The organism is Paraburkholderia sp. Clong3, assembly GCF_050436485.1.
Classification (GTDB): Bacteria; Pseudomonadota; Gammaproteobacteria; order Burkholderiales; family Burkholderiaceae; genus Paraburkholderia; species Paraburkholderia tuberum.
Genome location: NZ_JBNDMH010000003.1, coordinates 120,591 through 143,382 on the forward strand (window position 1 = coordinate 120,591; position 22,792 = coordinate 143,382).

The following is a 22,792-nucleotide window of genomic DNA, read 5'->3' on the forward strand; positions in this document are numbered from 1 at the left end:
CGCAGCGTGGCATAATCAATCGACACAGTCAGCCCGCAGTCATTACTACCCCGCATACCATGGCACAGACTCTCTACGACAAATTGTGGAACACGCACGTGGTCCACACGGAAGACGACGGCACCACGATTCTCTACATCGACCGTCACCTGCTGCATGAAGTGACCAGCCCGCAGGCGTTCGAAGGCCTGAAGATGGCCGAGCGTCCGGTGTGGCGCATCAGCGCGAACCTGGCCGTGTCCGACCACAACGTGCCGACCACGGACCGCAGCCACGGCATCGCCGATCCGGTGTCGAAGCTGCAGGTCGACACGCTCGACGCCAACTGCGACGCCTTCGGCATCACACAGTTCAAGATGAACGACCTGCGTCAGGGCATCGTTCACATCATCGGGCCGGAACAGGGCGCCACGCTGCCGGGTATGACGATCGTCTGCGGCGACTCGCACACGTCCACGCACGGCGCGTTCGGCGCGCTCGCGCACGGCATCGGCACGTCGGAAGTCGAGCACGTGCTGGCCACGCAAACGCTGCTGCAGAAGAAGAGCAAGAACCTGCTCGTGAAGGTCGAGGGCCAATTGCCGCGCGGCTGTACCGCGAAGGACATCGTGCTCGCGATCATCGGCAAGATCGGCACCGCGGGCGGCACCGGCTACGCGATCGAATTCGGCGGCTCGACGATCCGGTCGCTGACAATGGAAGGCCGCATGACGGTCTGCAACATGGCGATCGAAGCGGGCGCGCGCGCCGGCATGGTCGCCGTCGACGACACCACGGTCGAATACCTGAAAGGCCGTCCGTTCTCGCCGCAGGGCGTCGAGTGGGATCACGCGGTCGAGTACTGGAAGCAGTTCAAGTCGGACGACGGAGCGCATTTCGATCGCGTGGTCGAGTTGAACGCCGCCGAAATCGTGCCGCAGGTCACCTGGGGCACGTCGCCGGAAATGGTCACGCCGATCGACGGCCGCGTGCCGGATCCGGAGCGCGAAAAGGACCCGGTCAAGCGCGACGCGATGGAGCGCGCGCTCAAGTACATGGCGCTCGAGCCGAACGCGCCGATCGAGTCGATCAAGCCGGATAAAATCTTCATCGGGTCGTGCACCAACGCGCGCATCGAAGACATTCGCGCCGCGGCTTACGTCGTGAAGAAGCTCGGCCGTCGCGTCGCGCCGAACATCCGTCTGGCGATGGTCGTGCCGGGTTCGGGTCTCGTGAAGGCGCAGGCGGAGCGTGAAGGCCTCGACAAGGTCTTTACCGAGGCCGGTTTCGAATGGCGCGAGCCGGGCTGCTCGATGTGTCTGGCAATGAACGCCGACCGGCTCGAGCCGGGCGAGCGTTGTGCATCCACGTCGAACCGCAATTTCGAAGGTCGTCAGGGCGCTGGTGGCCGCACGCACCTGGTGAGCCCCGCAATGGCCGCGGCTGCGGCCATCGAAGGGCATTTCGTCGACATTCGCAAGCTCGGATAAACCGCATGATGAAGAACATGAATCGCATCACTCTATTGCGCCGCTTCGCACTCGGCACGTTCGCCGGGCTCCTGCTCGGTCTTGCCGGCTGCAACACGGTGCACGGATTCGGCCAGGACATGTCGCACCTCGGCAATTCGATCAGCAATCACGCTGAGAAATAAGCGGTTTTTGATTTTTGCCGGCGATACGGCGCGGGGGTTCCAGCCGCCAGTCGCATCGCCCGGTCCTGAACAGGCGCAAGCGTCATGGATAATTTCATCGTACACACCGGCGTCGTGGCGCCGCTCGATCGCGAGAACGTCGACACGGACGCGATCATTCCGAAGCAGTTCCTGAAGTCGATCAAGCGCACGGGTTTCGGTCCGAATGCGTTCGACGAATGGCGCTACCTCGACCACGGCGAACCGGGTCAAGACAACTCGAAGCGTCCGCTGAACCCGGATTTCGTGCTGAATCAGCCGCGCTACCAGGGCGCCTCGGTGCTGCTCGCGCGCAAGAATTTTGGCTGCGGCAGCTCGCGCGAACACGCGCCTTGGGCGTTGCAGCAATACGGCTTTCGCGCGCTGATCGCGCCGAGCTTCGCGGACATCTTCTACAACAACTGCTTCAAGAACGGCGTGCTGCCGATCGTGCTGACCGAACAGCAGGTCGATCATCTGTTCAACGAGACGTATGCGTTCAACGGCTTCGAGCTGACGATCGACCTCGAAGCGCAAGTCGTGCGCACGGCCGACGGCGGCACCGAATATCCGTTCGAAGTCGCGGCGTTCCGCAAGTATTGTCTGCTGAACGGTTTCGACGACATCGGCCTCACGCTGCGTCACGCGGACAAGATCCGCCAATTCGAAGCGGAGCGTCTCGCGAAGCAACCGTGGCTGAACAATCGCCTCGTCCGCTAAGCGAAACCGTGAGGGCGTCAGGGGCGTGAAGTCCGCGCGCCAATGTCGGTTTGCGCCAGAAGATCCGAAAAAAATCATTAAGGAATTCGCATGAAGATCGCAGTGTTGCCGGGCGACGGCATCGGTCCCGAAATCGTCAAGGAGGCCGTCAAGGTCCTGAACGTGCTCGGCGAGAAGTTCGAACTCGAAGAAGCGCCGGTCGGCGGCGCGGGCTACGAAGCGAAGGGCCACCCGCTGCCGGACTCGACGCTCGCGCTCGCGAAGGAAGCCGACGCGATCCTGTTCGGCGCGGTCGGCGACTGGAAGTACGACAAGCTCGAACGCGCGCTGCGCCCTGAGCAGGCGATTCTCGGTCTGCGCAAGCACCTGGAACTTTTCGCGAACTTCCGTCCGGCGATCTGCTACCCGCAACTGACGGGCGCGTCGTCGCTGAAGGAAGAGATCGTTTCGGGTCTCGACATCCTGATCGTGCGCGAACTGAACGGCGACATCTACTTCGGTGCGCCGCGCGGCGTGCGTACGTCGCCGGACGGCCTGTTCGCCGGCGCGAAGGAAGGCTTCGACACGATGCGCTATTCGGAACCCGAAGTGCGCCGCATCGCGCACGTCGCATTCCAGGCGGCGCAAAAGCGCGGCAAGAAGCTCACCTCGGTCGATAAAGCCAACGTGCTCGAAACGTCGCAGTTCTGGAAGGACGTGATGATCGACGTGTCGAAGGAATACGCGGACGTCGAACTGTCGCACATGTACGTCGACAACGCCGCGATGCAGCTCGTGAAGGCGCCGAAGTCGTTCGACGTGATCGTGACCGGCAACATGTTCGGCGACATCCTGTCCGACGAGGCGGCCATGCTGACCGGCTCGATCGGCATGCTGCCGTCGGCATCGCTCGACAAGAACAACAAGGGCTTGTACGAGCCGTCGCACGGCTCCGCGCCGGATATCGCCGGCAAGGGCGTTGCCAATCCGCTCGCCACGATCCTGTCGGCCGCGATGATGCTGCGCTATTCGCTGAACAAGGCGGAGCAGGCCGATCGCATCGAAACCGCGGTGAAGAAGGTGCTCGAACAGGGCTATCGCACCGGCGACATTCTCACGCCGGGTTGCAAGCAGATCGGCACCGCCGCGATGGGCGATGCCGTCGTGGCCGCGCTGTAAAACGCGTGCACCGCATGCGCTCGCAGAGCGAGGGCATGCGGTGGTCAGCTCAACAATACTGGCCTTTTAAAAACGCGAATCGGGCCTTTAAATAGGCCGATTTGCACGTCATACGGCGAAGAACGCCGCCAGTTTTCCGTTTTCGTGTATATTGTTGTGATGGCTCAGATCTCCCAAATCTCCTCGATTTCCAAAATGCACGGCACAACGGCCCGTGCGATCGAGTTCGCCATTACCATCAAAACCATTACCCCGAAAACGATCACGAAGCGCTGATCGTCCGTCGTGCCCGCCCATCTTCCCCGCGCGGTCACTGCGGGCAAAGACGCGGGGAAGTTTCCATTCGAAGGGTATGAAGTCATGAACGTAGGTCTCGTAGGTTGGCGCGGCATGGTCGGCAGCGTCCTGATGCAACGTATGCAGCAGGAAGGCGATTTCGACTTGATCGAACCGGTGTTTTTCAGCACCAGCAACGCGGGCGGCAACGCGCCTTCGTTCGCCAAAAACGAGACCAAGCTCAAAGATGCGACAAGCATCGACGACCTGAAGAAGTGCGACGCGATCATTTCCTGCCAGGGCGGTGACTACACGAACGAAGTGTTCCCGAAGCTGCGCGCGGCGGGCTGGAACGGCTACTGGATCGACGCGGCATCGTCGCTGCGCATGAAGGACGACGCGGTCATCATTCTCGATCCGGTCAACCTCGACGTGATCAAGAACGCGCTCGTCAAAGGCCAGAAGAATTTCATCGGCGGTAACTGCACGGTCAGCCTGATGCTGATGGCATTGGGCGGCCTGTTCCGCGAAAACCTCGTCGACTGGATGACGGCCATGACTTATCAGGCCGCATCCGGCGCGGGCGCGCAGAACATGCGCGAATTGCTGTCGCAAATGGGCACGCTGCACGGCGCGGTGAAGAACGAACTGGCAGACCCGGCTTCGGCAATTCTCGACATCGACCGCCGCGTGCTCGAAGCGATGAACAGCGACAGCATGCCGACCGACCACTTCGGCGTACCGCTCGCGGGCTCGCTGATTCCGTGGATCGACAAGGATCTCGGCAACGGCATGTCGAAGGAAGAGTGGAAGGGCGGCGCGGAAACCAACAAGATCCTCGGCAAGCCGGCCATGGGCACGCCGGGTTCGATTCCCGTCGATGGTCTGTGCGTGCGGATCGGCGCAATGCGCTGCCATTCGCAAGCGCTCACGATCAAGCTGACCAAGGACGTGCCGCTCGACGAAGTGAACAGCATCCTCGCGTCGGGCAACGACTGGGTCAAGGTTGTGCCGAACGAACGCGAAGCGTCGATGCGCGACCTGTCCCCGGCGGTTGTCACCGGTACGCTGACGGTGCCGGTCGGCCGCGTGCGCAAGCTCGCGATGGGAGGCGAGTATCTGTCGGCCTTCACGGTCGGCGATCAGCTGCTGTGGGGCGCGGCTGAACCGCTGCGTCGTATGCTTCGCATTGTGCTCGACAAGTAAAGTAAACTACGCGCTCACGACGCGTAGACAACTCAAGAAGCGTCGCGCTTGCGCGGCGCTTTTTTCATTGTGTGCTCCGATCATCTTGTCTCTTTCCACTCGCAAAAAAGGCTGCGCGCTGACGCGCCCAGGTGTCCCGATGAACTTTCGACGCTCCGCTCTTCGGGCTATGTCCATTCGTCACGAGAAGGTGCGATTCAGCAGCCGTCCGGCGGCGATGGCCGCTTGTGCCACTTTCGCCCTTGCGCTGCTCGGCGGTGGCGCGGGCAATGCGCTTGCCGCGCCGGCTAGTGCCGCGAGCGCGCCGGATGCCGCTTCCGCTGTCAGTTCCACTACCGCTGTCGTTGCTGTCGCTGCGGGCTCTCAGTACACCGTACACGCAGGGCAGTCGCTGAACGATGTCGCGATCGCTATTACGCAGTCGCATGACCGGGCGGTACTCGCGCGCGCTACGCACGCATTGTTCGACACGAATCCGGCCGCGTTCATGAATCACGATCCGAGCCGGATGCGTGTAGGAGCGGTGTTGATCGTGCCGGCGCTCGATGCGTCGGGGGCCTTGGCGGTTTCGTCGACTGGGGCCGCGGCAGGGGCGTCGGAGTCCACGGCGGCTGCGCCCGCTTCCGCGCCGACTGCCGCGCCGGCCGCGGCGGCTGCCGCCAGCACGGCGAGTGCAGTCGCGCAGGTCAACGCCGCCGCCGCGAGTGCGGCCAGCGCGGCGGCTCAAGCGACGACGCCGGCCGCATCCACGGTTTCCGGCGCGGCCAGCGCGGCGGTATCGACCGGCGCGGCGGCGGGCGGTGCGGTTTCGTCCGCGCCAGTGGCCGGTTCGGCGCCGGTGGCGACGAGTGGCACGCGGGAATGGGCCGAATCGATTCAACCGGCGGCGAGCGCGCCCGCCGGACAAGCGCCGTCGGCAGCGACCGCGGCCGCGCAGGCGGCTTCGCAGCCGCATCCGCAGGTGTCGAGTCTGCAGCAATTGCTGGCGCTGAAAAACCGCGTGCTGATGGAGTTGCAGAAGCACGGTATCGGCGGGGCGCCCGTCGCTTCAGGCCCAACGCCGACGAGCGCTGAGCAGCCGGCACCGGCAGGTTCCGCGGCGACCGTGGCCGTGGCGCCGGAGCACGCGAATGTGACGACGTCGCCGTCGAATGAGGGCGGCATCTCTCAGCGCGATTTGAGCATCGCGGCCGCCGTGGGCGCGGCACTGATCGTTCTGCTCGCTGCTCTGCGCATGGGTCGCCGCAAGCGCGATCAAGAGGCCGCGGCACGGGCCGCCCAGGCAACTGATGCAGAAATGGCGAGATCCGCGCGTGAGGCCGATTCGCGCAATGGCAGCGCGGCGGCGGGGCAGGCCGCGGTCACGGAAGGATCGGACGCGCAAGATCAAGAGGTTGCACGGCAGGCCGCAGCAGCAGAGCATGCGGCTGCGGAACGTGCGGCTGCGGAACGTGCGGCTGCGGAACGTGCGGCTGCGGAACGTGCGGCAGCCGAACAGGCAGCGGCAGAAAGCGCGGCTGCGGAGCGGGTAGCAGCGGAGCGCGCGGTGGCCGAGGAGGCGGCGGCCAAGCGCGCCGCAGCGGAACGTGCGGCTGCGGAACGTGCAGCAGCCGAGCAAGCCGCAGCAGAAAGCGCGGCAGCCGAACGTGCAGCAGTCGAGCAAGCCGCAGCGGAAAGTGCAGCAGCCGAACAGACGGCAGCGGAGCGAGCCGCAGCAGAGCGAGCAGCGGCCGGAGAACACGCCGCGGCGGAACGCGCAGCAGCGGAACAAGCAGCAGCCGAACAAGCAGCAGCCGAACAAGCAGCAGCCGAACAAGCAGCAGCCGAACAAGCAGCAGCACGCGTCGCCGCCGAACATGCGGAAGCGGAACGCATCGCAGCAGAACGCAGCGCATCCGAGCGCGCCGCAGAAGAACAGGCGGCACAGCAAGCAGGCACGCCCGAACCTACTGCACCAATGGCGCCACTCGCCAGCATCCCGCTACCCAGCCAAAGCGAACTGTCCAGCGAACCACCGGCGGTCGCACCCGCCCATGACGAGACGCTGCGCTCGGCCGCGACGGCCGCCAATCTCGCCGCCGCGGCAGAACTCGGCGCCGACGCGTTGCCGCTGGGACCGCTCGAACCGGTTGGCGCCGCGGCGCAGGACGAGAACGCGCATCGCCTGCAATGGGACGAGGAACCCACAGAAAGTCCGACCGCAGAGAAAACGACAGGCACGACGACAACCCCGAGCCCAAGCGCCGCGGAACCGCCCTCGACAGCGTCGCACACCGCGACGGCCGAACCGCAGTCCCCCTTGAACGTTCCACCCCCAGTAATCGATTTCACGCAACATCAGATCGAACCGCGCGCCACTACGTCGTTCGGTCAGCCGTTCAGCGACATCCCCGTGCCGACGGAACCCGCGCCGTCCGCACCGACCGAGTTCCCGCGCGACGCGGTCGACGCGTTCGGCAGCCTCAACATGCCGCTGCCGCCGCGCATCGACGTGCCCACCGTCGGCGAAGCGGAGCCTTCCACGTCGCTTTCGACGCAACCGGTCGCATCGCCCGACACGACCGCGCAGCAGGCCTTCGGCGTCCATGGCGCGGACGACGACGCCCCGCACATCGCCGACCAGATCGCCGCCGGCACAGCCGGCCACGGCGCCGTCGCGGGCCTCGGCGCGGCCGGCTTCGGCGCGCTGAAGCTCGACTTCGACCTCGAGTTGCCGCCGAGCCCGGCTCAGCCATTGCCGGCCTTCACACCGGCCGATCTCGGCCGCATCGCGCGCAACAAGCTGGAGTTGGCCTCCGAGTACATCGAGCTCGGCGATCTGGCGGGCGCCCGCGCGCTCATCAACGAAGTGATCGAAGCAAACGATCCAGCCACGCGCACCGAAGCCCGCGCGTTGCTTTCGACTCTCGCACCGCTGTCGTGAAGCGCATCGCATTAGGCGTGCAATACGACGGCGCCGCGTTCACTGGATGGCAGTCGCAGCCGCATGGCAACACGGTACAGGACGAGCTCGAACGGGCGCTGCGCGAATTCATGCGCACGCCCGTGCAGACGGTGGTCGCCGGCCGCACCGACCGCGGTGTGCATGGCTTGGGTCAGGTCGTGCATTTCGACACCGACCTCGATCGCCTCGACATCTCCTGGGTGCGCGGCCCGAACGCGTTTCTGCCGAAGACGATCGGCGTGCAATGGGCCAAGCCGATGCCCGACGATTTTCACGCGCGGTTTTCGGCATTCGAGCGGACCTATTACTACGTGCTGTACGTAAGTCCGGTTCGCTCGCCGATGCTCACGACGCGCGCCGGCTGGGTGCACACGCCACTCGACGTCGACGCGATGCGCTCGGCCGCCGAGCAGCTGATCGGCGAGCATGACTTTTCGGCGTTTCGTTCGTCGCAATGCCAGTCGAAGACGCCGTTCAAGCACCTGTACCAGATCGACGTCAAACGACAGGGTAACTTCGTGCATTTCCGCTTCCGCGCGAACGCCTTCCTGCATCACATGGTGCGCAACGTGATGGGCTGTCTGATCGAAATCGGCAGCGGCCGCCGCCCGGCCGCGTGGATGGCCGACGTGCTCGCGAGCCGTAGCCGCGATTGCGCGGCGCCGACCTTCATGCCCGACGGCTTGTACCTCGCGCAAGTGGGCTATCCTGAGCAATTCGGCGTGCCCGACCCGGCGACGGGCAGCGTGCCGTGGAGCAGCGTATGGACCGAGCAACCGGAAACATGAAAGCAGCAGAGAACCCCGCCATTCAGACCGACGCCACCGCCTTGCAAGGCGTGCCACATCGCACGCGCATCAAGCTGTGCGGACTGTCGAAACCCGTCGACATTGCACACGCGATCAACCTCGGCGCCGACGCGATCGGCCTCGTGTTCTATCCGCTGAGCCCGCGCTCGGTGAGCGTCGCGCAAGCGGTCGAACTCGTGCATGAGGTCCCGCCGTTCGTGTCGGTCGTCGGTCTGTTCGTCAACGCGACGCCGGAATGGGTTCACGAAGTCGCGAGCAACGTGAACCTGACGCTGTTGCAGTTCCACGGCGACGAGACGCCTGAGCAGTGCGAGGCGCTCGCCGGCGTTGCGGGTTTGCCTTGGTTGCGCGCGTTGCGTGTTGCGGCGGATACTCGAGCGGCCGATTTGGTAAAATCGGCATTCAACTATTCAGCAGCCAGTGGTCTTCTGTTCGACACCCATGTCGAAGGCTACGGCGGCGGTGGGAAGGTTTTCGATTGGTCACTTATTCCAGCAGAACTCGCGCATCGGGCCGTTTTGAGTGGTGGGTTGAACGCGCAAAACGTCAGTGATGCGATCCATCGCGTGCGCCCGTACGCGGTCGATGTCTCGAGCGGCATCGAAGTAGCGGGCGCCCGGGGCGTGAAGGATCACGCCCGGATGGCGGCGTTCGTACGCGCGGTGCGCGCTGCGGACGCTGAATGATTCAGGCTCGCGGGCGCTTTCCGATGAAAGCCGCGAGCCATCCTGAGAAGAGTGATCACCATGTACAACTTGCCTGACGAAAGAGGCCACTTCGGCCAATTTGGTGGTGTGTTCGTCGCCGAAACGCTGTTTTCCGCACTCAACGAGTTGCGTGAAGCGTACGAGAAATATCAGAAAGACCCGGAGTTCGTCGCCGAATACGAGCGCGAATTGAAGTATTTCGTCGGTCGCCCGTCCCCGATTTATCACGCCCAGCGCTGGAGCGAATTGCTCGGCGGCGCGCAGGTTTATCTGAAGCGTGAAGACCTGAATCACACGGGGGCGCACAAGATCAACAACGTGATCGGCCAGGCGCTGCTCGCCAAGCGCATGGGCAAGCCGCGCGTGATCGCGGAAACCGGCGCCGGTCAGCACGGCGTGGCCACGGCGACAATCTGCGCGCGCTTCGGTATGGAGTGCGTGGTCTACATGGGCGCCGAGGACGTGCGCCGCCAGGCCGCGAACGTTTATCGCATGAAACTGCTCGGCGCGACGGTCGTGCCGGTCGAATCGGGGTCGCGCACGCTGAAGGACGCGCTGAACGAAGCGATGCGCGACTGGGTCACCAACGTCGAAAACACGTTCTACATCATCGGCACGGTTGCGGGTCCGCATCCGTACCCGATGATGGTGCGCGACTTCCAGCGTGTGATCGGCGACGAATGCCGCGTGCAGATGCCAGAACTCGCTGGCCGTCAGCCGGACGCCGTCATCGCGTGTGTTGGCGGCGGTTCGAATGCGATGGGGATCTTTTACCCGTATATCGACGATAGTTCCGTGCAGTTGATCGGCGTCGAAGCGGCCGGCGACGGCCTCGAAACGGGTCGTCACGCGGCATCGCTGATCGGCGGTAGTCCCGGCGTGTTGCACGGTAACCGCACGTATCTGCTGCAAGACGAAGACGGCCAGATCATCGAGACGCATTCGGTGTCGGCAGGCCTCGACTACCCGGGCGTCGGCCCCGAGCACGCGTGGCTAAAAGAGAGCAATCGCGCTCAATACGTAGGCATCACCGACGAAGAAGCGCTGAAGGCGTTCCACGATTGCTGCCGCATCGAGGGCATTATTCCTGCGCTGGAGTCGAGCCACGCGCTCGCTTACGCTACGAAACTCGCGCCGACCTTGTCGAAAGACAAGATTCTGCTGGTCAACCTGTCGGGCCGCGGCGACAAGGACATGCACACGGTCGCTGAGCGATCGGGTATCCAGTTCTGAGCCGCGACGATGCGCGACGAGTTCGACGAGCCGCAGCCGGCGATTGAATCCACGAATCCGGACGCCGAAGTCCCGGCGGCCGCGGCATCTGCACCGCTGCTGGCGCAGGTGCCGGCCGGCATTCAGCTGTTAAACCGCGATTTTCTAACCGATGTAGCGAACATTCCCGATGAGTCGATCGACCTGATCGTCTGTGATCCGCCTTATGGGTTGGGGAAGGACTATGGCAACGACTCGGACATGCGCACGGGCGAGGAATTTCTCGTCTGGACGCGCGGCTGGCTCGAGCTCGCTGTACCGAAGCTCAAGCCAACAGGGTCGCTCTATATTTTCTGCACCTGGCAATACGCGCCGGAAATCTTCAGTTTCCTGAAGACGAAACTCACGATGGTCAACGAAATCATCTGGGACCGGCGCGTGCCGAGTATGGGCGGCACCACGCGCCGCTTCACGTCAGTGCATGACAACATCGGTTTTTTCGCGGTGTCGAAGGACTACTTCTTCGATCTCGATCCCGTCCGCATCCCGTACGATGCAGTCACGAAGAAGGCGCGTTCGCGAAAGTTGTTCGAAGGAAGCAAGTGGTTGGAGCTTGGCTATAATCCGAAGGATGTCTGGTCGGTATCGCGTCTGCATCGGCAGCATGCCGAGCGCGTTGCGCATCCAACCCAGAAACCTCTGGAAATCGTCGAGCGGATGGTACTGTCCAGCTGCCCGAAGGGCGGCCGCGTGCTCGACCCATTCATGGGCAGCGGCACCACCGCAGTCGCTTGCGTCCGTCATCAGCGCGAATTCGTCGGCTATGAGATCAACGAGAGCTATTGTGCGATAGCGCGCGAGCGCGTCAGCGCCGCCGCTACGCCTGCTGCGCCCCGTCGGACCCGAGCCAGGCCAAAAGTGCAGCCGTCGACCGAAGTGCAGTGAAAAGCGCGAGATGCGCCGCTAAGTTCGCTGAAAAGCGCGCGGCAATGGGCGCGCAATAGCCCTAATTCGAGAGTACTTCCATGTCCCGTATCAAGAACACGTTTGCCGCGCTGTCCGCCCAGGGTAAGAAAGGCCTGATCCCGTTCATGACCGCTGGCGACCCGGACCCGGCTCGCACGGTCGAGTTCATGCACGCCCTCGCCGCCGGCGGCGCCGATGTGATCGAACTAGGCGTGCCGTTTTCCGACCCAATGGCAGACGGTCCTGTCATTCAGCAGTCGTCTGAACGTGCGCTCGCGAAGGGCGTGTCGCTACGCCATGTGCTGGCCGACGTCAAACGCTTCCGCGAAGCCGACGACAAAACCCCGGTCGTGCTGATGGGCTATGCGAATCCGATCGAGCGAATGGGCGCCGAGGCCTTCGCGAAAGCCGCGAAGGAAGCCGGTGTCGATGGCGTGCTGGTGGTCGACTATCCGCCTGAAGAGTGCGCAAACTTCGCGGAACAGATGCAATCTGCCGGGATCGATCCGATCTTTTTGCTCGCGCCGACTTCAACCGACGAACGTATCGCCGAAGTCGGCCGCATCGCCAGCGGCTACGTCTACTATGTGTCGCTGAAAGGGGTCACCGGCGCCGCAAATCTGGACGTTTCCAGCATCGCGAGTAAAATCCCGGCCATCAAGTCGCGCGTCCCCCTGCCGGTGGGCGTCGGTTTCGGCATTCGCGACGCGCAAACGGCGCGTGCGGTGGGCGAGGTGGCCGATGCCGTCGTGATCGGCAGCCGTATCGTTCAATTGCTCGAACAGGCAGCGCCCGACGCCGCTGCCGAGACGCTCACGCGTTTCGTTGCCGAGGTGCGCGAGGCGCTCGATAGCGTCGCGACTGCCCGATAACAGTTATTTTTTGTCGCGTTAACGTGAGCGGCGGGCTCGTCCCGCCGTTCGCGCGACTGCTGACCCAGAAGGATTCTCTATGAGCTGGCTCGATAAGCTGCTGCCGCCGAAAATCAAACAAACCGACCCGAAAAACCGCAAGGGAATTCCGGAAGGCCTGTGGATCAAGTGCCCGTCGTGCGAAGCCGTGCTGTATCGCAACGACGTCGAGGCCAATCTGCATGTTTGCCCCAAGTGCGACCATCACATGCGCATCGGCGCACGTGAGCGGCTCGACAGCCTGCTCGATCCGGAAGGCCGCTACGAAATCGGCCAGGAAATCGTTCCGGTCGACGCGCTGAAGTTCAAAGATAGCCGCAAGTACCCTGAGCGCATTAAAGAGGCGATGGACGAAACCGACGAGACCGACGCAATGGTCGTGATGGGCGGCGCGATTCACACGCTGCCGGTCGTCGTGGCGAACTTCGAGTTCTCGTTTATGGGCGGCTCGATGGGTTCGGTGGTCGGCGAGCGTTTCGCGCGCGGCGCGCAGAACGCGCTCGAACAGAAAGTGCCGTTCATCTGCTTCACCGCTTCGGGCGGCGCGCGGATGCAGGAAAGCTTGCTGTCGTTGATGCAGATGGCAAAGACCACCGCGATGCTCACGAAGCTGGCGGAAGCCAGGCTGCCATTCATCTCGGTGCTGACCGACCCGACGATGGGCGGCGTGTCCGCGAGTTTCGCATTCCTCGGCGACGTCGTGATCGCCGAACCGAAGGCGCTGATCGGCTTTGCTGGCCCGCGCGTGATCGAACAGACCGTGCGCGAGAAACTGCCGGAAGGCTTCCAACGCGCCGAGTTTCTGCTGCAAAAGGGCGCGATCGACATGATCGTCGATCGTCGCAAGCTGCGCGAAGAGATCGCGCAATTACTGGCGCTGTTGAGCCATCAGCCGGCGGACGCGGTCGCGTAAAAGCCGGGCAGCACCGCATTTGCCGCTCTTTCGCCGCGCTGTCGAAGACGCGGCGGAGCCAGAGAAGCAATCAAAAAAATAGCGCGCCGCGTGAGCAATCAAGCGGCGCGCTGTCATTTCCAGGATAATTACCGTCGCCTGCGATGCGGCAGCGGTCGAAGCCGAAGCTGGCGCGGCTCAAGGCGCGGGTTTGTGCGCATAAACCGCGCAACGGCCTACGCCCATGACCGGCGACCCGCGACCCTCGACCGCAACCGCCTGACCAGCACCCTTCGCAGCACTGTAGAACCGAACTACCGCGACTCACTCAAGATTCACCCGATGACGACATTCCCCACTCTCGACGCGTGGCTCACGCACCTTGAATCCGCGCATCCGGTCGGCATCGACATGGGTTTGGGCCGAATCTCCCAGGTGCGTGATGCGATGCAGCTATCGTTTGCGTGCCCGATCATCACGGTCGGCGGCACGAACGGCAAAGGCTCGACCTGCGCGATTCTCGAAGCGATCCTGCTGCGCGCGGGCTATACGGTCGGCTGCCACACGTCGCCGCATCTGCTGTCGTTCAACGAGCGCGCGCACATCAACGGGGCAATGGCAAGCGACGCAGATCTGCTGCCGCACTTCGAAGCCGTCGAGGCCGCGCGCCAGAGCCTCGCCAAACCGGTCACGCTGACCTACTTCGAATTCACGACGCTCGCGATCATGAGCCTGTTCGCGTCGCGCGGCCTCGACGCGGTGATTCTCGAAGTTGGCCTCGGTGGCCGTCTCGACGCGGTCAATATCCTCGATACCGACTGCGCGATCATCACGAGCATCGATATTGACCACACCGACTATCTCGGCGACACGCGCGAAAAAATCGCGTTCGAAAAAGCCGGTATCTTCCGTCCGGGCAAGCCCGCGATTTGCGCGGACCCGGTGCCGCCGCAATCGTTGATCGATCACGCGGAAAAGATCGGGGCGCAATTGTGGTTGTTCGGCCGCGATTTCCGTTACGAAGGCCAGGCCGGCAGCGAGCGACAGCAGTGGAGCTATGTCGGCCCGACGCTGCGGCGCTCGGCGCTCGCGTATCCATCGCTGCGCGGCGCGAATCAGCTGATCAACACGTCGGCGGCGCTGGCCGGGCTCGAAGCTTTGCGCGACCGTCTGCCGGTGTCCGCGCAGGACATCCGGCTCGGCATCGCCAACGTGGATCTTCCGGGCCGTTTCCAGGTGCTGCCGGGCAAGCCGTCCATCGTGCTCGACGTCGGCCACAATCCGCATGCCGCCGCGGTGCTCGGGCAAAACCTCGGCAACATGGGCTTTTTCCCGTACACGTACGCGGTGTTCGGCGCGATGCGCGACAAGGACATCGCCGGCGTGCTAAATCATCTGAAAGGCGAGATCGATCACTGGTGCGTGACCGATCTGCCGACCCCGCGCGCCGCGTCCGCGCAAGAGCTGGAAACCGTGTTGCGCGAGCTGGGCGTGGAAGATGGCGCCGACAGCAGCGTCATGCGTTATGCGACGCCGGCGCAGGCTTTCCAGGGCGCACTAAAACGTGCGTCAGAGAATGATAGAATCGTCGTTTTCGGCAGTTTCTATACGGTAGCGGGTGTGATGGCCTACCGGAAATCGCAGCAACACTGAGCGGGCACCAGGCTCGAACCAAGCGATTCATGGGAATTTTCTCGTTCGGCAAGAAAGACGACGCGCCCAGCCGGCGCGGCGCAAACACCAGTTCCAATCGGGCCACCCGGGCTGAACGCGTCGAGCGGCGCACCCGCCGCACCGAGCGCACCGTCGATGCAGATGCAATGCTGCTCGACCCCACGCTGCCGGAAAAGCAGCGCGCGCGCCGCCGGCTCGTCGGCGCAATCGCACTGGTTGTCGCGGCGGTGATCATCCTGCCGATGGTGTTGGACTCGCACCCCAAGCCCGTCACCGACGACATCTCGATCGACATTCCGAACCGGCCCGCGCCGAAGCTCTCCAGATCCACCGCCAACGAAGACGTGCAGGCCGGCGTCGCGCTGGACAATCCGCCGGCCGCCGACACGGGCGTGGCTGCGTCCGGCCTCGCGCCGGCAACGAGCGCGGCGACCACGGCGGCAGCCTCGGCCTCCGCCGCCAAATCGACGCAATCGACCGCAGCGAAACAAGGCGCGACTCCCTCCGCCGCAACTGGCGCTGTTACCGCCGCGACGCCGAAGCCCGCCGCGAAGCCGCAAACGCAATCGCTCGCAGCCAACACCGCGCCTGCTGTCCCCGCCAAACAGACGAAGGCACCCGCCACCACACCGTCGGCGTCGACCGACGACGAAGCGAACCCGGCCACCGCCAGCGCCGACGCGAACTCCGGCACGCCGGCCTCGCCGCCGGGCAACCGTTTCGCGGTGCAGCTCGGCGCCTTCTCGAACGAAGCGAACGCGCGCAATTGGGCCGCGAAGTTGAAAGCGGCAGGCGTGCCCACATATACGGAACATAGGAAGCAAGCCGACGGCTCGACGCTGACATTGCTGCGTGCAGGCCCGTTCGCCGACCGCGCCGCGGCCACCGCCGCTGTCGCGAAGGTCCGCGAGGCGGGCCTCGTGTCGGGCTCGAACGGCGGCAGAGCACAGTAAGCGAGCGATGTTCACTGCCTTCGACTACGCTGTAATGGCGGTGATCGGTTTGTCGGCGCTGCGAGGCGCCTGGCGCGGTTTGCTGTCGGAAGTGTTTGGTTTGATCGGCTGGGTCGCGGCGTTTTTCATCGCTTGCGAGTTCGTGGGCTACGTGGTCCCGTATATCCCGTCTACCTGGCCGGGCGGCGCGTTGACGCAGTGGCTGCTGGCTTTTTCGCTCGTGGTGATCGGCGTAGTGCTGGTCACGAGCGTGGTGAGCGCGCTGCTCAGCCGCCTCGTGCAGGTCACGGGACTGGGTGGTGCGGATCGCTCGCTCGGTTTGATGTTCGGCCTCGTGCGTGGGGTCGTTCTGGTGCTGATTCTGGTCGCCCTCGCAGGCTTGACCGAACTGCCCAAAGAGGAATTCTGGCGCAACGCGCTGCTTCGTCCGTATGCGGTTGCGGGCGTACGCGCAATGAAACCGCTGCTCCCCGAGGCGCTCGCCGCTTACGTCCATGTGGACGATTCGGGCGCCCCGAGCAATGCGCAACAGGACTCCGGCGCATACCGGCTGCCTTGACGTCGTAGCGCGTGCCGTCGCATGAAAGCGCGGGCGCGGTCGCAGGCACCGGTCGCCATCACGAATTTCGTACCTTTGAAGGACATGCCATGTGCGGCATCGTAGGCGTAGTTTCCCATTCCCCGGTCAACCAGCTGATCTATGACAGCCTGCTGCTTCTGCAGCATCGCGGTCAGGACGCCGCCGGCATCGCGACGGCGAACGGCAGCAATTTCCACATGCACAAGGCCAACGGCATGGTGCGCGACGTGTTCCGCACGCGCAACATGCGCAGCCTGCCGGGCACGACGGGCATCGGCCAGGTCCGTTACCCGACCGCCGGTTCGGCGTCGAGCGAAGAAGAAGCGCAGCCGTTCTACGTGAACGCGCCGTTCGGCATCATCCTCGCGCATAACGGCAACCTCACCAACTGGCAGCAGCTGAAAGATGAGATGTTCCGCATCGATCGCCGCCACGTGAACACCAATTCCGATACCGAAGTGCTGCTCAACGTGCTCGCGCACGAGCTGCAACTGTCGAGCTCGGGTCTGCAGCTCGATCCGGCCGCGCTGTTCAAGGCGGTGTCGGGCGTGCATCGCCGGGTGCGCGGCTCGTATGCGATCGTCGCGTTGATCGCTGGCTACGGCCTGCTTGGTCTCCGCGACCCGTTCGGCATCCGTCCGCTGTGCCTCGGCAAACGGGAAACGGCTGACGGCGTCGAGTGGATGCTGGCGTCGGAATCGGTGGCGATCGAAGGCGTCGGTTTCGAATTCGTGCGCGACGTGCAGCCGGGCGAGGCGATTTTCATCGACGCCGAAGGCCAGCTGCATTCGCAGCAATGCGCGACGACTACGAGCCTGAACCCCTGCATCTTCGAACTCGTGTATCTGGCGCGTCCGGATTCGGTGCTCGACGGCGTGCCGGTCTACAACGTGCGTCTGCGCATGGGCGACTACCTCGCCGAGAAGATCAGGCGCGAGCTGCCCGACGTCGCAATCGACGTGGTGATGCCGATTCCCGATTCGTCGCGCCCGGCCGCGATGCAGGTCGCGAAGAAGCTCGGCGTCGAGTATCGCGAGGGCTTCTTCAAGAACCGCTATGTAGGCCGTACCTTCATCATGCCGGGACAGGCGGTGCGCAAGAAGTCGGTGCGCCAGAAGCTGAACGCGATGAACATCGAGTTCAAGGGCAAGAACGTGCTGATCGTCGACGACTCGATCGTGCGCGGCACGACGTCGCATGAAATCGTGCAGATGGCGCGCGATGCGGGCGCGAACAAGGTGATTTTCGCGTCGGCGGCGCCGCCGGTGAAATTCCCGAACGTCTACGGCATCGATATGCCGACGCGCGGCGAACTGGTCGCGCACGGCCGCTCGGACGAGGAAGTTGCGCGCATGATCGGCGCGGACCACCTCGTGTATCAGGACGTCGATGCGCTGAAGCAGGCGGTGCGCGATATCAATCCGGCGCTGAAGGAGTTCGAGGCTTCGTGCTTCGACGGCAACTACGTGACCGGCGACATCACGACCGAATACCTCGACCGCATCGAAAGCGCGCGTCTCGCGCCGTCGTCGCAATCGGATCGCGATGCCGCGAGCGAAGCGATCGACGGTGGCGGCCCGGCGCGTTCGCAGCTGCATCTGCAACTGTCGGTGGGTTGAGCGTACACACCGCGCCCCGAGCGCATTAACATGTTGGCTTGCGTCGATTTGATCCCGGCTTGCGGACGCGGGGCAACCCGAAACAGCTAAAGCGAAGGGCGGAACGCGACAGTCGTCCGCCCTGGCTCCAGCCTCCCCGCACATGAAGCCCGCTTATGCCGACGCAAAAGCGGGCTTTTTTGTTGCTGCCTTATTTAGCCGCGGAGGCAGCCACGGAAACCTGGAGACCAGAACCAAACTCGAAGGCGGCGAGGCTCGCATCGCGACGGCTTCAGGCATGGCCGCGATCATGTCGGTCGCGATGTCGACGTTGCAGGCGGGCGATCACCTCGTCAGCTCGCGGGCGCTGTTCGGCTCGACGCTCGGCATGTTCTCGCAGATCTTCAGCAAGTTCGGCATTACGCGAATGCGCTGTTCGTCGTCGATAACTGCTTCTGCAGCCCGGCGTTGCAGCAGCCGCTGAAGCTCGGCGCGGACGTCGTCATGCATTCTGCGACCAGCTTCCTCGACGGCCAGGGCCGTGTGCTCGGCGGCGCGCTGGTCGGTTCGAAGAAAATCATCATGGAAAAGGTGTTTCCGTTCGTACGCAGCGCCGGGCCGACGCTGTCCGCGTTCAACGCGTGGGTACTGTTGAAAGGCATGGAAACGTTGTCGCTGCGCGTCGAGAAGCAGTCGGCGAATGTGCTCGAAATCGCGCGCTGGCTCGACTCGCATCCGGCCGTCAATCGCGTGTTCTATCCGGGGCTCGAATTTGCGGTGGGGCTTGAAAACGCGGGCGATATCCGTGCGGATCTGCAATGTGGGCTCGAAAGCTGACAGGCAGGGCAAAACCTGTGCGCGGCATACAGGCTTCAAATGGCCTCAAGGGTCTCAAAGCCCTCCGCGCCACCTCCGCCGCGCTCAGTGCCGCAACGCGCGCCACTGCCCGGGCGCCAGCCCGAAACGCCGCGTGAACGCGTGCGTGTAAGCGCTCTGATCGCCGAAGCCGATCTCGAGCGCGATATCGGTCAACGAAAGACGCGCGTCCGCAAGCAGCGTGATCGACGTGTCGAGCCGCAGCCGCTGCAAATAGCGATGCGGCGTCTCGCCGAACGCATCGATAAACAGTTGATGAAAACGCCGCATGCCGAAGCCGCAGTGCGCGGCGAGGTCCGCGATCTTCAGCGGCTCGGACAGATGCGCGCGCAGCCAGCGGTCGATGCGCGCGAAATCGAGACGAACGCCTTCGCTCTGCACACCGGCAAGTGCCCCGGAATCGGCGACAAGCGCGGCGCCCAGGCGTGCCGCAGCATCCCAATGAAAGCGACGGTGACCGAAGGCATTATCTTGCGCTTCGCCCACGCCGCCCGCAGCATGCGCGGCAATCGCGTGCACGAGCTGTGCGAGCGATGGATCAACGGCCACGGCGCGCGCGCGCTCGAACAACCGCTCGGGCACCGCCAGCGACGCCGCAGGCAAATCGAGCACGAGCTGCCGGTTCGTGCCGACACCCGCATAATCGTGCCGCGCGCCGGCCGGGATCAGCCATGCGGAGCCGGCGTCGATCTGCTCGGCGACACCGTCAACCGCCATCACCATTGCGCCGTCGAGCCCCAGCACGACCTGGTGGAAGTCGTGCACGTCCGACGCTTCGATCGCGCCATAGCAGCGCAGCGAAACGTTGGGGGCGGTGACGGCGGCGTGGCTCACGACAATACTCAGACGTGACTCAGACTTCGAGCAGTTCGACTTCGAACACGAGCGTCGCGTTCGGCGGAATCACCCCGCCCGCGCCGCGCACGCCGTAGCCGAGTTGCGGCGGAATGGTCAGCTTGCGCTTGCCGCCGACCTTCATGCCTTGCACGCCTTCGTCCCAGCCCTTGATGACCATGCCGCCGTCCAGCACGAACGCGAACGGGTCATTGCGGTCCTTGCTCGAATCGAACTTCTGGCCGTCGGTCAGCCAGCCCGTGTAATGCACGGTCACGGTCTTGCCGGCCACGGCTTCGGCGCCGGTGCCTTCCACGAGATCTTCGTACTTCAGGCCGGATTCGGTCGTCACAGTCGACATGCGTTGCTCCTCAGATCAAAACGTAAAACCGACATTGTAGGCGCGTTGACGTCGATCGCGGAGTCGGGTCCGGTTCCGCGCATGGCATGCGGATTGCATTCCGTGTCGCGATTCGGCCTCGACTGGTCGGTCCGAACGGGATGCCTATAATGGGGCTTCCCCCCATCATCCAGCATTGCCTGAGAGGACTCGATCGTGACTACGTCACCCAACGGGACTGCTGGCGCCCAGCCGGCGTCGGCCGGCTTCGTCATCACCGAACGCAGCGCGCTGCTGCGCGCGGAAACCGCGTTGTTCATGCGCGATCACGTGCTGTCGCTGGTGTCGCACGACCTGCGCGGTCCGTTGAATGCAATTCATAGCTGGGCGTACGTGCTCGAGCGCAAGCTCGACGCGAACGATCCCAATTCACAGCGCGCGATCACCGGCATTCGCAGCGGCGTCGATCAGCAGGTGAAGCTGCTCGAGACGATCGTCGATGCGACGCGCGCCGAAACGAAATCGCTCGCGCTCACGTATGAACCCTTTCCGCTGCATCCGCTGCTCGACGAAACCGTCGAGGAAGTCCGCGCCGGCCTCGCCCGCGCGCGCGGCGTCGAAGTGCGGCTCGACTCGAAGATCGCCACCGAGCAACTGAACGGCGACCGCGCCCGGCTCGCCGCCGCGGTGTGGCTGATGCTGACGTTCGCCGTCGAAGCGAGCGCGCGGGGCACCGAGGTCGCACTGGCCGCGCGCGCGGACAACGGCACATGGCATGCGAGCGTCACGTACGAGCCGAACGAGGCCGCGTTGAACGACGCCGCGCTGCCGCATGTGCTCGAAGCGTTCGCGCGCAAGCAGGCGGGCGAACCGCGCGAGGCGAAGCGCATCGCGTGGGTGTTCGCGTTGTGCAAACGCGTCGCGGAGGCGCACGGCGGAAGCTTCGAGCAAAGCGATACGACGGAAGCGGACGGCGTCACCGCGACCCCCGCCACGCTCGTGCTGCGCGTGCCGTTCAGCGCGGCGGCGCCGAAATGAGCGTCGCGCGCGAATGCGTTGGCGCACAATCAAGATTTCATCGATCTTTCAGCCCCTATACTGACAACTTTTGTTGCCGGAGCCCGTCGCTTTGATCCAGGTTGTCGCTCTTATCGGTGCAATGTTTCTGGTTGCACTCAACGGCTTTTTCGTCGCCGCCGAATTCGGTCTGGTCAAACTGCGGCAGACCCGCGTGCAAAGCCTTGCCACCCAGCATGGCATGCGCGGGCGTCTGCTCGCGAAGGTGCACGGACAGCTCGACGCGTATCTGTCGGCGTGTCAGCTCGGCATCACGCTCGCGTCGCTCGGCCTCGGCTGGATCGGCGAACCGGCGTTCGCGCAACTGCTGATGCCGCTTTTCACCGTGATCGGCGTCGAGTCCGAGAAGCTGATGCATGGCATTTCACTGTTCTTCGCGTTTTCGTGTATTTCGTTCCTGCATATCGTGGTCGGCGAACTCGCGCCGAAGTCGCTCGCGATTCGCGAGGCGGAGAAAATTTCGCTGTGGACCGCGACGCCGCTGTACGGTTTCTACTGGGCCATGTACCCGGCCATCTGGCTGCTCAACACGAGCGCGAACGCGGTGCTGAAGGCCGCGGGGCTCGATACCGACCAGGGTCACGACTCGCGTTACTCGACCGAGGAACTCAAGCTGATCCTGCGCGGCCGCCGCGCGAACGTCGCGAGCGAACTCGGTGCGTCGACCGGCGCGTACAGCCAGGACGAATGGAACACGATCGCGCACTCGCTCGACTTCTCGCGAATGACCGTATCGGACCTGATGCGGCCGTCGCATGAAATGGTGTGCCTGCGGCGCGATCTGCCGCTGCGCGACAACATGCAGGTGGTCGCGCGGCACCGCTTCAGCCGCTATCCGCTATTCGAGGATGCATCCGGCGAACGCGTGGCCGGCATGATCCATCTGAAGGACCTGCTGCTCGCGCGCCAGGCGGGCAGCACGCTCGACGACCTGTCGCGCTACGTCCGCCCCGTGCAGTACGTGAAGCCGGACATGCCTGCGCTCGAACTGTTCCGGCGCTTTCGCAAGGGCGCGCCGCACTTCGCGCTGGTCGGCCACAAGAACGCGAAACCGATCGGCTTCCTGACGCTCGACAACCTGCTCGGCGCGCTGGTCGGGCAGATCCACGATGAATTCCGCCAGGGAGACGCCGACTGGACCCGCATGGACGACGGCACGCTGATGGGCAAGGGCAGCTTGCCGGTGGTGTCGCTCGAACGTGCTCTGGGTATCGACATCGAGGAAGGCAAGGCCGAATCGGTGGGCGGGCTCGTGATCCAGGCGCTCAACGATCTGCCGAGCGAAGGGCAGCGCGTCGAGTTCGAAGACTTCGACGTCGTGGTCAAGAAGATGAAGGGACCGCGCATCGTGCTCGTGCGCGTGTATCCGAAGCTGTTCGACGACGAGGGCGGTTGAGGGCCGAGCCAA

General features: G+C 64.1%; 21 protein-coding genes and 1 pseudogene. 19 read left to right on the forward strand and 3 right to left on the reverse strand.

What is annotated here, in order from left to right:
- Positions 1–59 precede the first annotated feature (59 nt).
- From leuC to leuB, 4 genes are all read left to right on the forward strand, one after another.
- Positions 60–1,469 (forward strand): 3-isopropylmalate dehydratase large subunit, encoded by a 1,410-nt coding sequence (gene leuC / locus OKW30_RS24055; protein WP_429347831.1) that lies wholly within the window; start codon positions 60–62, stop codon positions 1,467–1,469.
- Positions 1,470–1,474: 5 nt separating this feature from the next.
- Positions 1,475–1,633 carry an entericidin A/B family lipoprotein gene (locus OKW30_RS24060; protein ID WP_018424119.1) on the forward strand — a complete coding sequence of 53 codons (159 nt, stop codon included), beginning with the start codon at positions 1,475–1,477 and terminating at the stop codon, positions 1,631–1,633.
- Positions 1,634–1,717: 84 nt separating this feature from the next.
- The gene (gene leuD, locus OKW30_RS24065) at positions 1,718–2,371 is read left to right on the forward strand and encodes a 3-isopropylmalate dehydratase small subunit (protein ID WP_429347832.1); all 654 of its coding nucleotides are present in this window, start codon (positions 1,718–1,720) and stop codon (positions 2,369–2,371) included.
- A 90-nt stretch (positions 2,372–2,461) separates the two neighbouring features.
- Positions 2,462–3,529, forward strand: a complete 1,068-nt coding sequence (gene leuB / locus OKW30_RS24070; RefSeq protein ID WP_090808296.1) for a 3-isopropylmalate dehydrogenase — start codon at positions 2,462–2,464, stop codon at positions 3,527–3,529.
- 108 nt (positions 3,530–3,637) lie between these two features.
- On the opposite strand, the gene OKW30_RS24075 is transcribed toward leuB, so the two are convergent.
- Entirely contained in the window at positions 3,638–3,943 is a 306-nt protein-coding gene (locus OKW30_RS24075) for a hypothetical protein (protein ID WP_429349234.1), read from the reverse strand.
- Between OKW30_RS24075 and asd the strand changes: the two genes are divergently transcribed.
- The 13 genes and pseudogenes from asd to OKW30_RS24140 all read left to right on the forward strand — a co-directional run bounded on the left by asd (position 3,890) and on the right by OKW30_RS24140 (position 19,094).
- Entirely contained in the window at positions 3,890–5,011 is a 1,122-nt protein-coding gene (asd, locus tag OKW30_RS24080; protein WP_184036025.1) for an aspartate-semialdehyde dehydrogenase, read from the forward strand. The two genes, OKW30_RS24075 and asd, sit on opposite strands and share 54 nt — an antisense overlap.
- A 169-nt stretch (positions 5,012–5,180) precedes the next feature.
- Entirely contained in the window at positions 5,181–7,934 is a 2,754-nt protein-coding gene (locus OKW30_RS24085; RefSeq protein ID WP_429347833.1) for a FimV/HubP family polar landmark protein, read from the forward strand.
- Entirely contained in the window at positions 7,931–8,743 is an 813-nt protein-coding gene (truA, locus tag OKW30_RS24090; RefSeq protein WP_429347834.1) for a tRNA pseudouridine(38-40) synthase TruA, read from the forward strand. Before OKW30_RS24085 ends, truA begins: the two co-directional genes overlap by 4 nt.
- On the forward strand, positions 8,740–9,450 hold the full coding sequence (locus tag OKW30_RS24095) for a phosphoribosylanthranilate isomerase (protein ID WP_429347835.1): 711 nt from the start codon (positions 8,740–8,742) through the stop codon (positions 9,448–9,450). Before truA ends, OKW30_RS24095 begins: the two co-directional genes overlap by 4 nt.
- 60 nt (positions 9,451–9,510) lie before the next feature.
- The gene (gene trpB, locus OKW30_RS24100; RefSeq protein WP_184036034.1) at positions 9,511–10,704 is read left to right on the forward strand and encodes a tryptophan synthase subunit beta; all 1,194 of its coding nucleotides are present in this window, start codon (positions 9,511–9,513) and stop codon (positions 10,702–10,704) included.
- Between the two features lie 9 nt (positions 10,705–10,713).
- The gene (locus OKW30_RS24105) at positions 10,714–11,628 is read left to right on the forward strand and encodes a DNA-methyltransferase (protein WP_184072218.1); all 915 of its coding nucleotides are present in this window, start codon (positions 10,714–10,716) and stop codon (positions 11,626–11,628) included.
- A gap of 80 nt (positions 11,629–11,708) precedes the next feature.
- Positions 11,709–12,521, forward strand: coding sequence for a tryptophan synthase subunit alpha (gene trpA, locus OKW30_RS24110; protein WP_184036040.1), 813 nt, complete (start codon positions 11,709–11,711; stop codon positions 12,519–12,521).
- A gap of 79 nt (positions 12,522–12,600) precedes the next feature.
- Positions 12,601–13,473: an acetyl-CoA carboxylase, carboxyltransferase subunit beta gene (accD, locus tag OKW30_RS24115; protein WP_090808311.1), complete on the forward strand. Its 873-nt coding sequence runs from the start codon at positions 12,601–12,603 to the stop codon at positions 13,471–13,473.
- A gap of 321 nt (positions 13,474–13,794) precedes the next feature.
- On the forward strand, positions 13,795–15,105 hold the full coding sequence (gene folC / locus OKW30_RS24120; RefSeq protein WP_429347836.1) for a bifunctional tetrahydrofolate synthase/dihydrofolate synthase: 1,311 nt from the start codon (positions 13,795–13,797) through the stop codon (positions 15,103–15,105).
- A gap of 29 nt (positions 15,106–15,134) precedes the next feature.
- A complete protein-coding gene (locus tag OKW30_RS24125) occupies positions 15,135–16,079 on the forward strand; it encodes an SPOR domain-containing protein (RefSeq protein WP_429347837.1) in 945 nt (314 codons plus the stop codon).
- A gap of 7 nt (positions 16,080–16,086) precedes the next feature.
- On the forward strand, positions 16,087–16,638 hold the full coding sequence (locus OKW30_RS24130; RefSeq protein ID WP_090808318.1) for a CvpA family protein: 552 nt from the start codon (positions 16,087–16,089) through the stop codon (positions 16,636–16,638).
- A gap of 89 nt (positions 16,639–16,727) precedes the next feature.
- Entirely contained in the window at positions 16,728–18,278 is a 1,551-nt protein-coding gene (purF, locus tag OKW30_RS24135) for an amidophosphoribosyltransferase (protein WP_090810350.1), read from the forward strand.
- 277 nt (positions 18,279–18,555) lie between these two features.
- Positions 18,556–19,094: pseudogene (locus OKW30_RS24140) on the forward strand (PLP-dependent transferase).
- Positions 19,095–19,178: 84 nt separating this feature from the next.
- Here OKW30_RS24140 and OKW30_RS24145 read toward each other — a convergent pair.
- Together OKW30_RS24145 and OKW30_RS24150 are read right to left on the reverse strand one after the other, a co-directional pair.
- Complete coding sequence (locus OKW30_RS24145; RefSeq protein WP_184072215.1) at positions 19,179–19,967, reverse strand: AraC family transcriptional regulator; 789 nt, start codon at positions 19,965–19,967, stop codon at positions 19,179–19,181.
- A gap of 19 nt (positions 19,968–19,986) precedes the next feature.
- A complete protein-coding gene (locus OKW30_RS24150) occupies positions 19,987–20,328 on the reverse strand; it encodes an FKBP-type peptidyl-prolyl cis-trans isomerase (RefSeq protein WP_090808322.1) in 342 nt (113 codons plus the stop codon).
- 195 nt (positions 20,329–20,523) lie between these two features.
- On the opposite strand from OKW30_RS24150, the gene OKW30_RS24155 reads away from it, so the two are divergent.
- Together OKW30_RS24155 and OKW30_RS24160 are read left to right on the forward strand one after the other, a co-directional pair.
- Complete coding sequence (locus OKW30_RS24155) at positions 20,524–21,345, forward strand: sensor histidine kinase (RefSeq protein WP_184072214.1); 822 nt, start codon at positions 20,524–20,526, stop codon at positions 21,343–21,345.
- A 91-nt stretch (positions 21,346–21,436) separates the two neighbouring features.
- Positions 21,437–22,780: a hemolysin family protein gene (locus tag OKW30_RS24160; protein WP_184036049.1), complete on the forward strand. Its 1,344-nt coding sequence runs from the start codon at positions 21,437–21,439 to the stop codon at positions 22,778–22,780.
- The last annotated feature ends 12 nt before the right edge of the window (positions 22,781–22,792 follow it).

Excerpts from the sequence above, each read along its gene's own strand:
- leuC (WP_429347831.1), top strand. The coding sequence starts at position 60 with ATGGCACAGACTCTCTACGACAAATTGTGGAACACGCACGTGGTCCAC.
- OKW30_RS24060 (WP_018424119.1), top strand. The coding sequence starts at position 1,475 with ATGATGAAGAACATGAATCGCATCACTCTATTGCGCCGCTTCGCACTC.
- leuD (WP_429347832.1), top strand. The coding sequence starts at position 1,718 with ATGGATAATTTCATCGTACACACCGGCGTCGTGGCGCCGCTCGATCGC.
- leuB (WP_090808296.1), top strand. The coding sequence starts at position 2,462 with ATGAAGATCGCAGTGTTGCCGGGCGACGGCATCGGTCCCGAAATCGTC.
- asd (WP_184036025.1), top strand. The coding sequence starts at position 3,890 with ATGAACGTAGGTCTCGTAGGTTGGCGCGGCATGGTCGGCAGCGTCCTG.
- OKW30_RS24085 (WP_429347833.1), top strand. The coding sequence starts at position 5,181 with ATGTCCATTCGTCACGAGAAGGTGCGATTCAGCAGCCGTCCGGCGGCG.
- OKW30_RS24095 (WP_429347835.1), top strand. The coding sequence starts at position 8,740 with ATGAAAGCAGCAGAGAACCCCGCCATTCAGACCGACGCCACCGCCTTG.
- trpB (WP_184036034.1), top strand. The coding sequence starts at position 9,511 with ATGTACAACTTGCCTGACGAAAGAGGCCACTTCGGCCAATTTGGTGGT.
- OKW30_RS24105 (WP_184072218.1), top strand. The coding sequence starts at position 10,714 with ATGCGCGACGAGTTCGACGAGCCGCAGCCGGCGATTGAATCCACGAAT.
- trpA (WP_184036040.1), top strand. The coding sequence starts at position 11,709 with ATGTCCCGTATCAAGAACACGTTTGCCGCGCTGTCCGCCCAGGGTAAG.
- accD (WP_090808311.1), top strand. The coding sequence starts at position 12,601 with ATGAGCTGGCTCGATAAGCTGCTGCCGCCGAAAATCAAACAAACCGAC.
- folC (WP_429347836.1), top strand. The coding sequence starts at position 13,795 with ATGACGACATTCCCCACTCTCGACGCGTGGCTCACGCACCTTGAATCC.
- OKW30_RS24125 (WP_429347837.1), top strand. The coding sequence starts at position 15,135 with ATGGGAATTTTCTCGTTCGGCAAGAAAGACGACGCGCCCAGCCGGCGC.
- OKW30_RS24130 (WP_090808318.1), top strand. The coding sequence starts at position 16,087 with ATGTTCACTGCCTTCGACTACGCTGTAATGGCGGTGATCGGTTTGTCG.
- purF (WP_090810350.1), top strand. The coding sequence starts at position 16,728 with ATGTGCGGCATCGTAGGCGTAGTTTCCCATTCCCCGGTCAACCAGCTG.
- OKW30_RS24150 (WP_090808322.1), bottom strand. The coding sequence starts at position 20,328 with ATGTCGACTGTGACGACCGAATCCGGCCTGAAGTACGAAGATCTCGTG.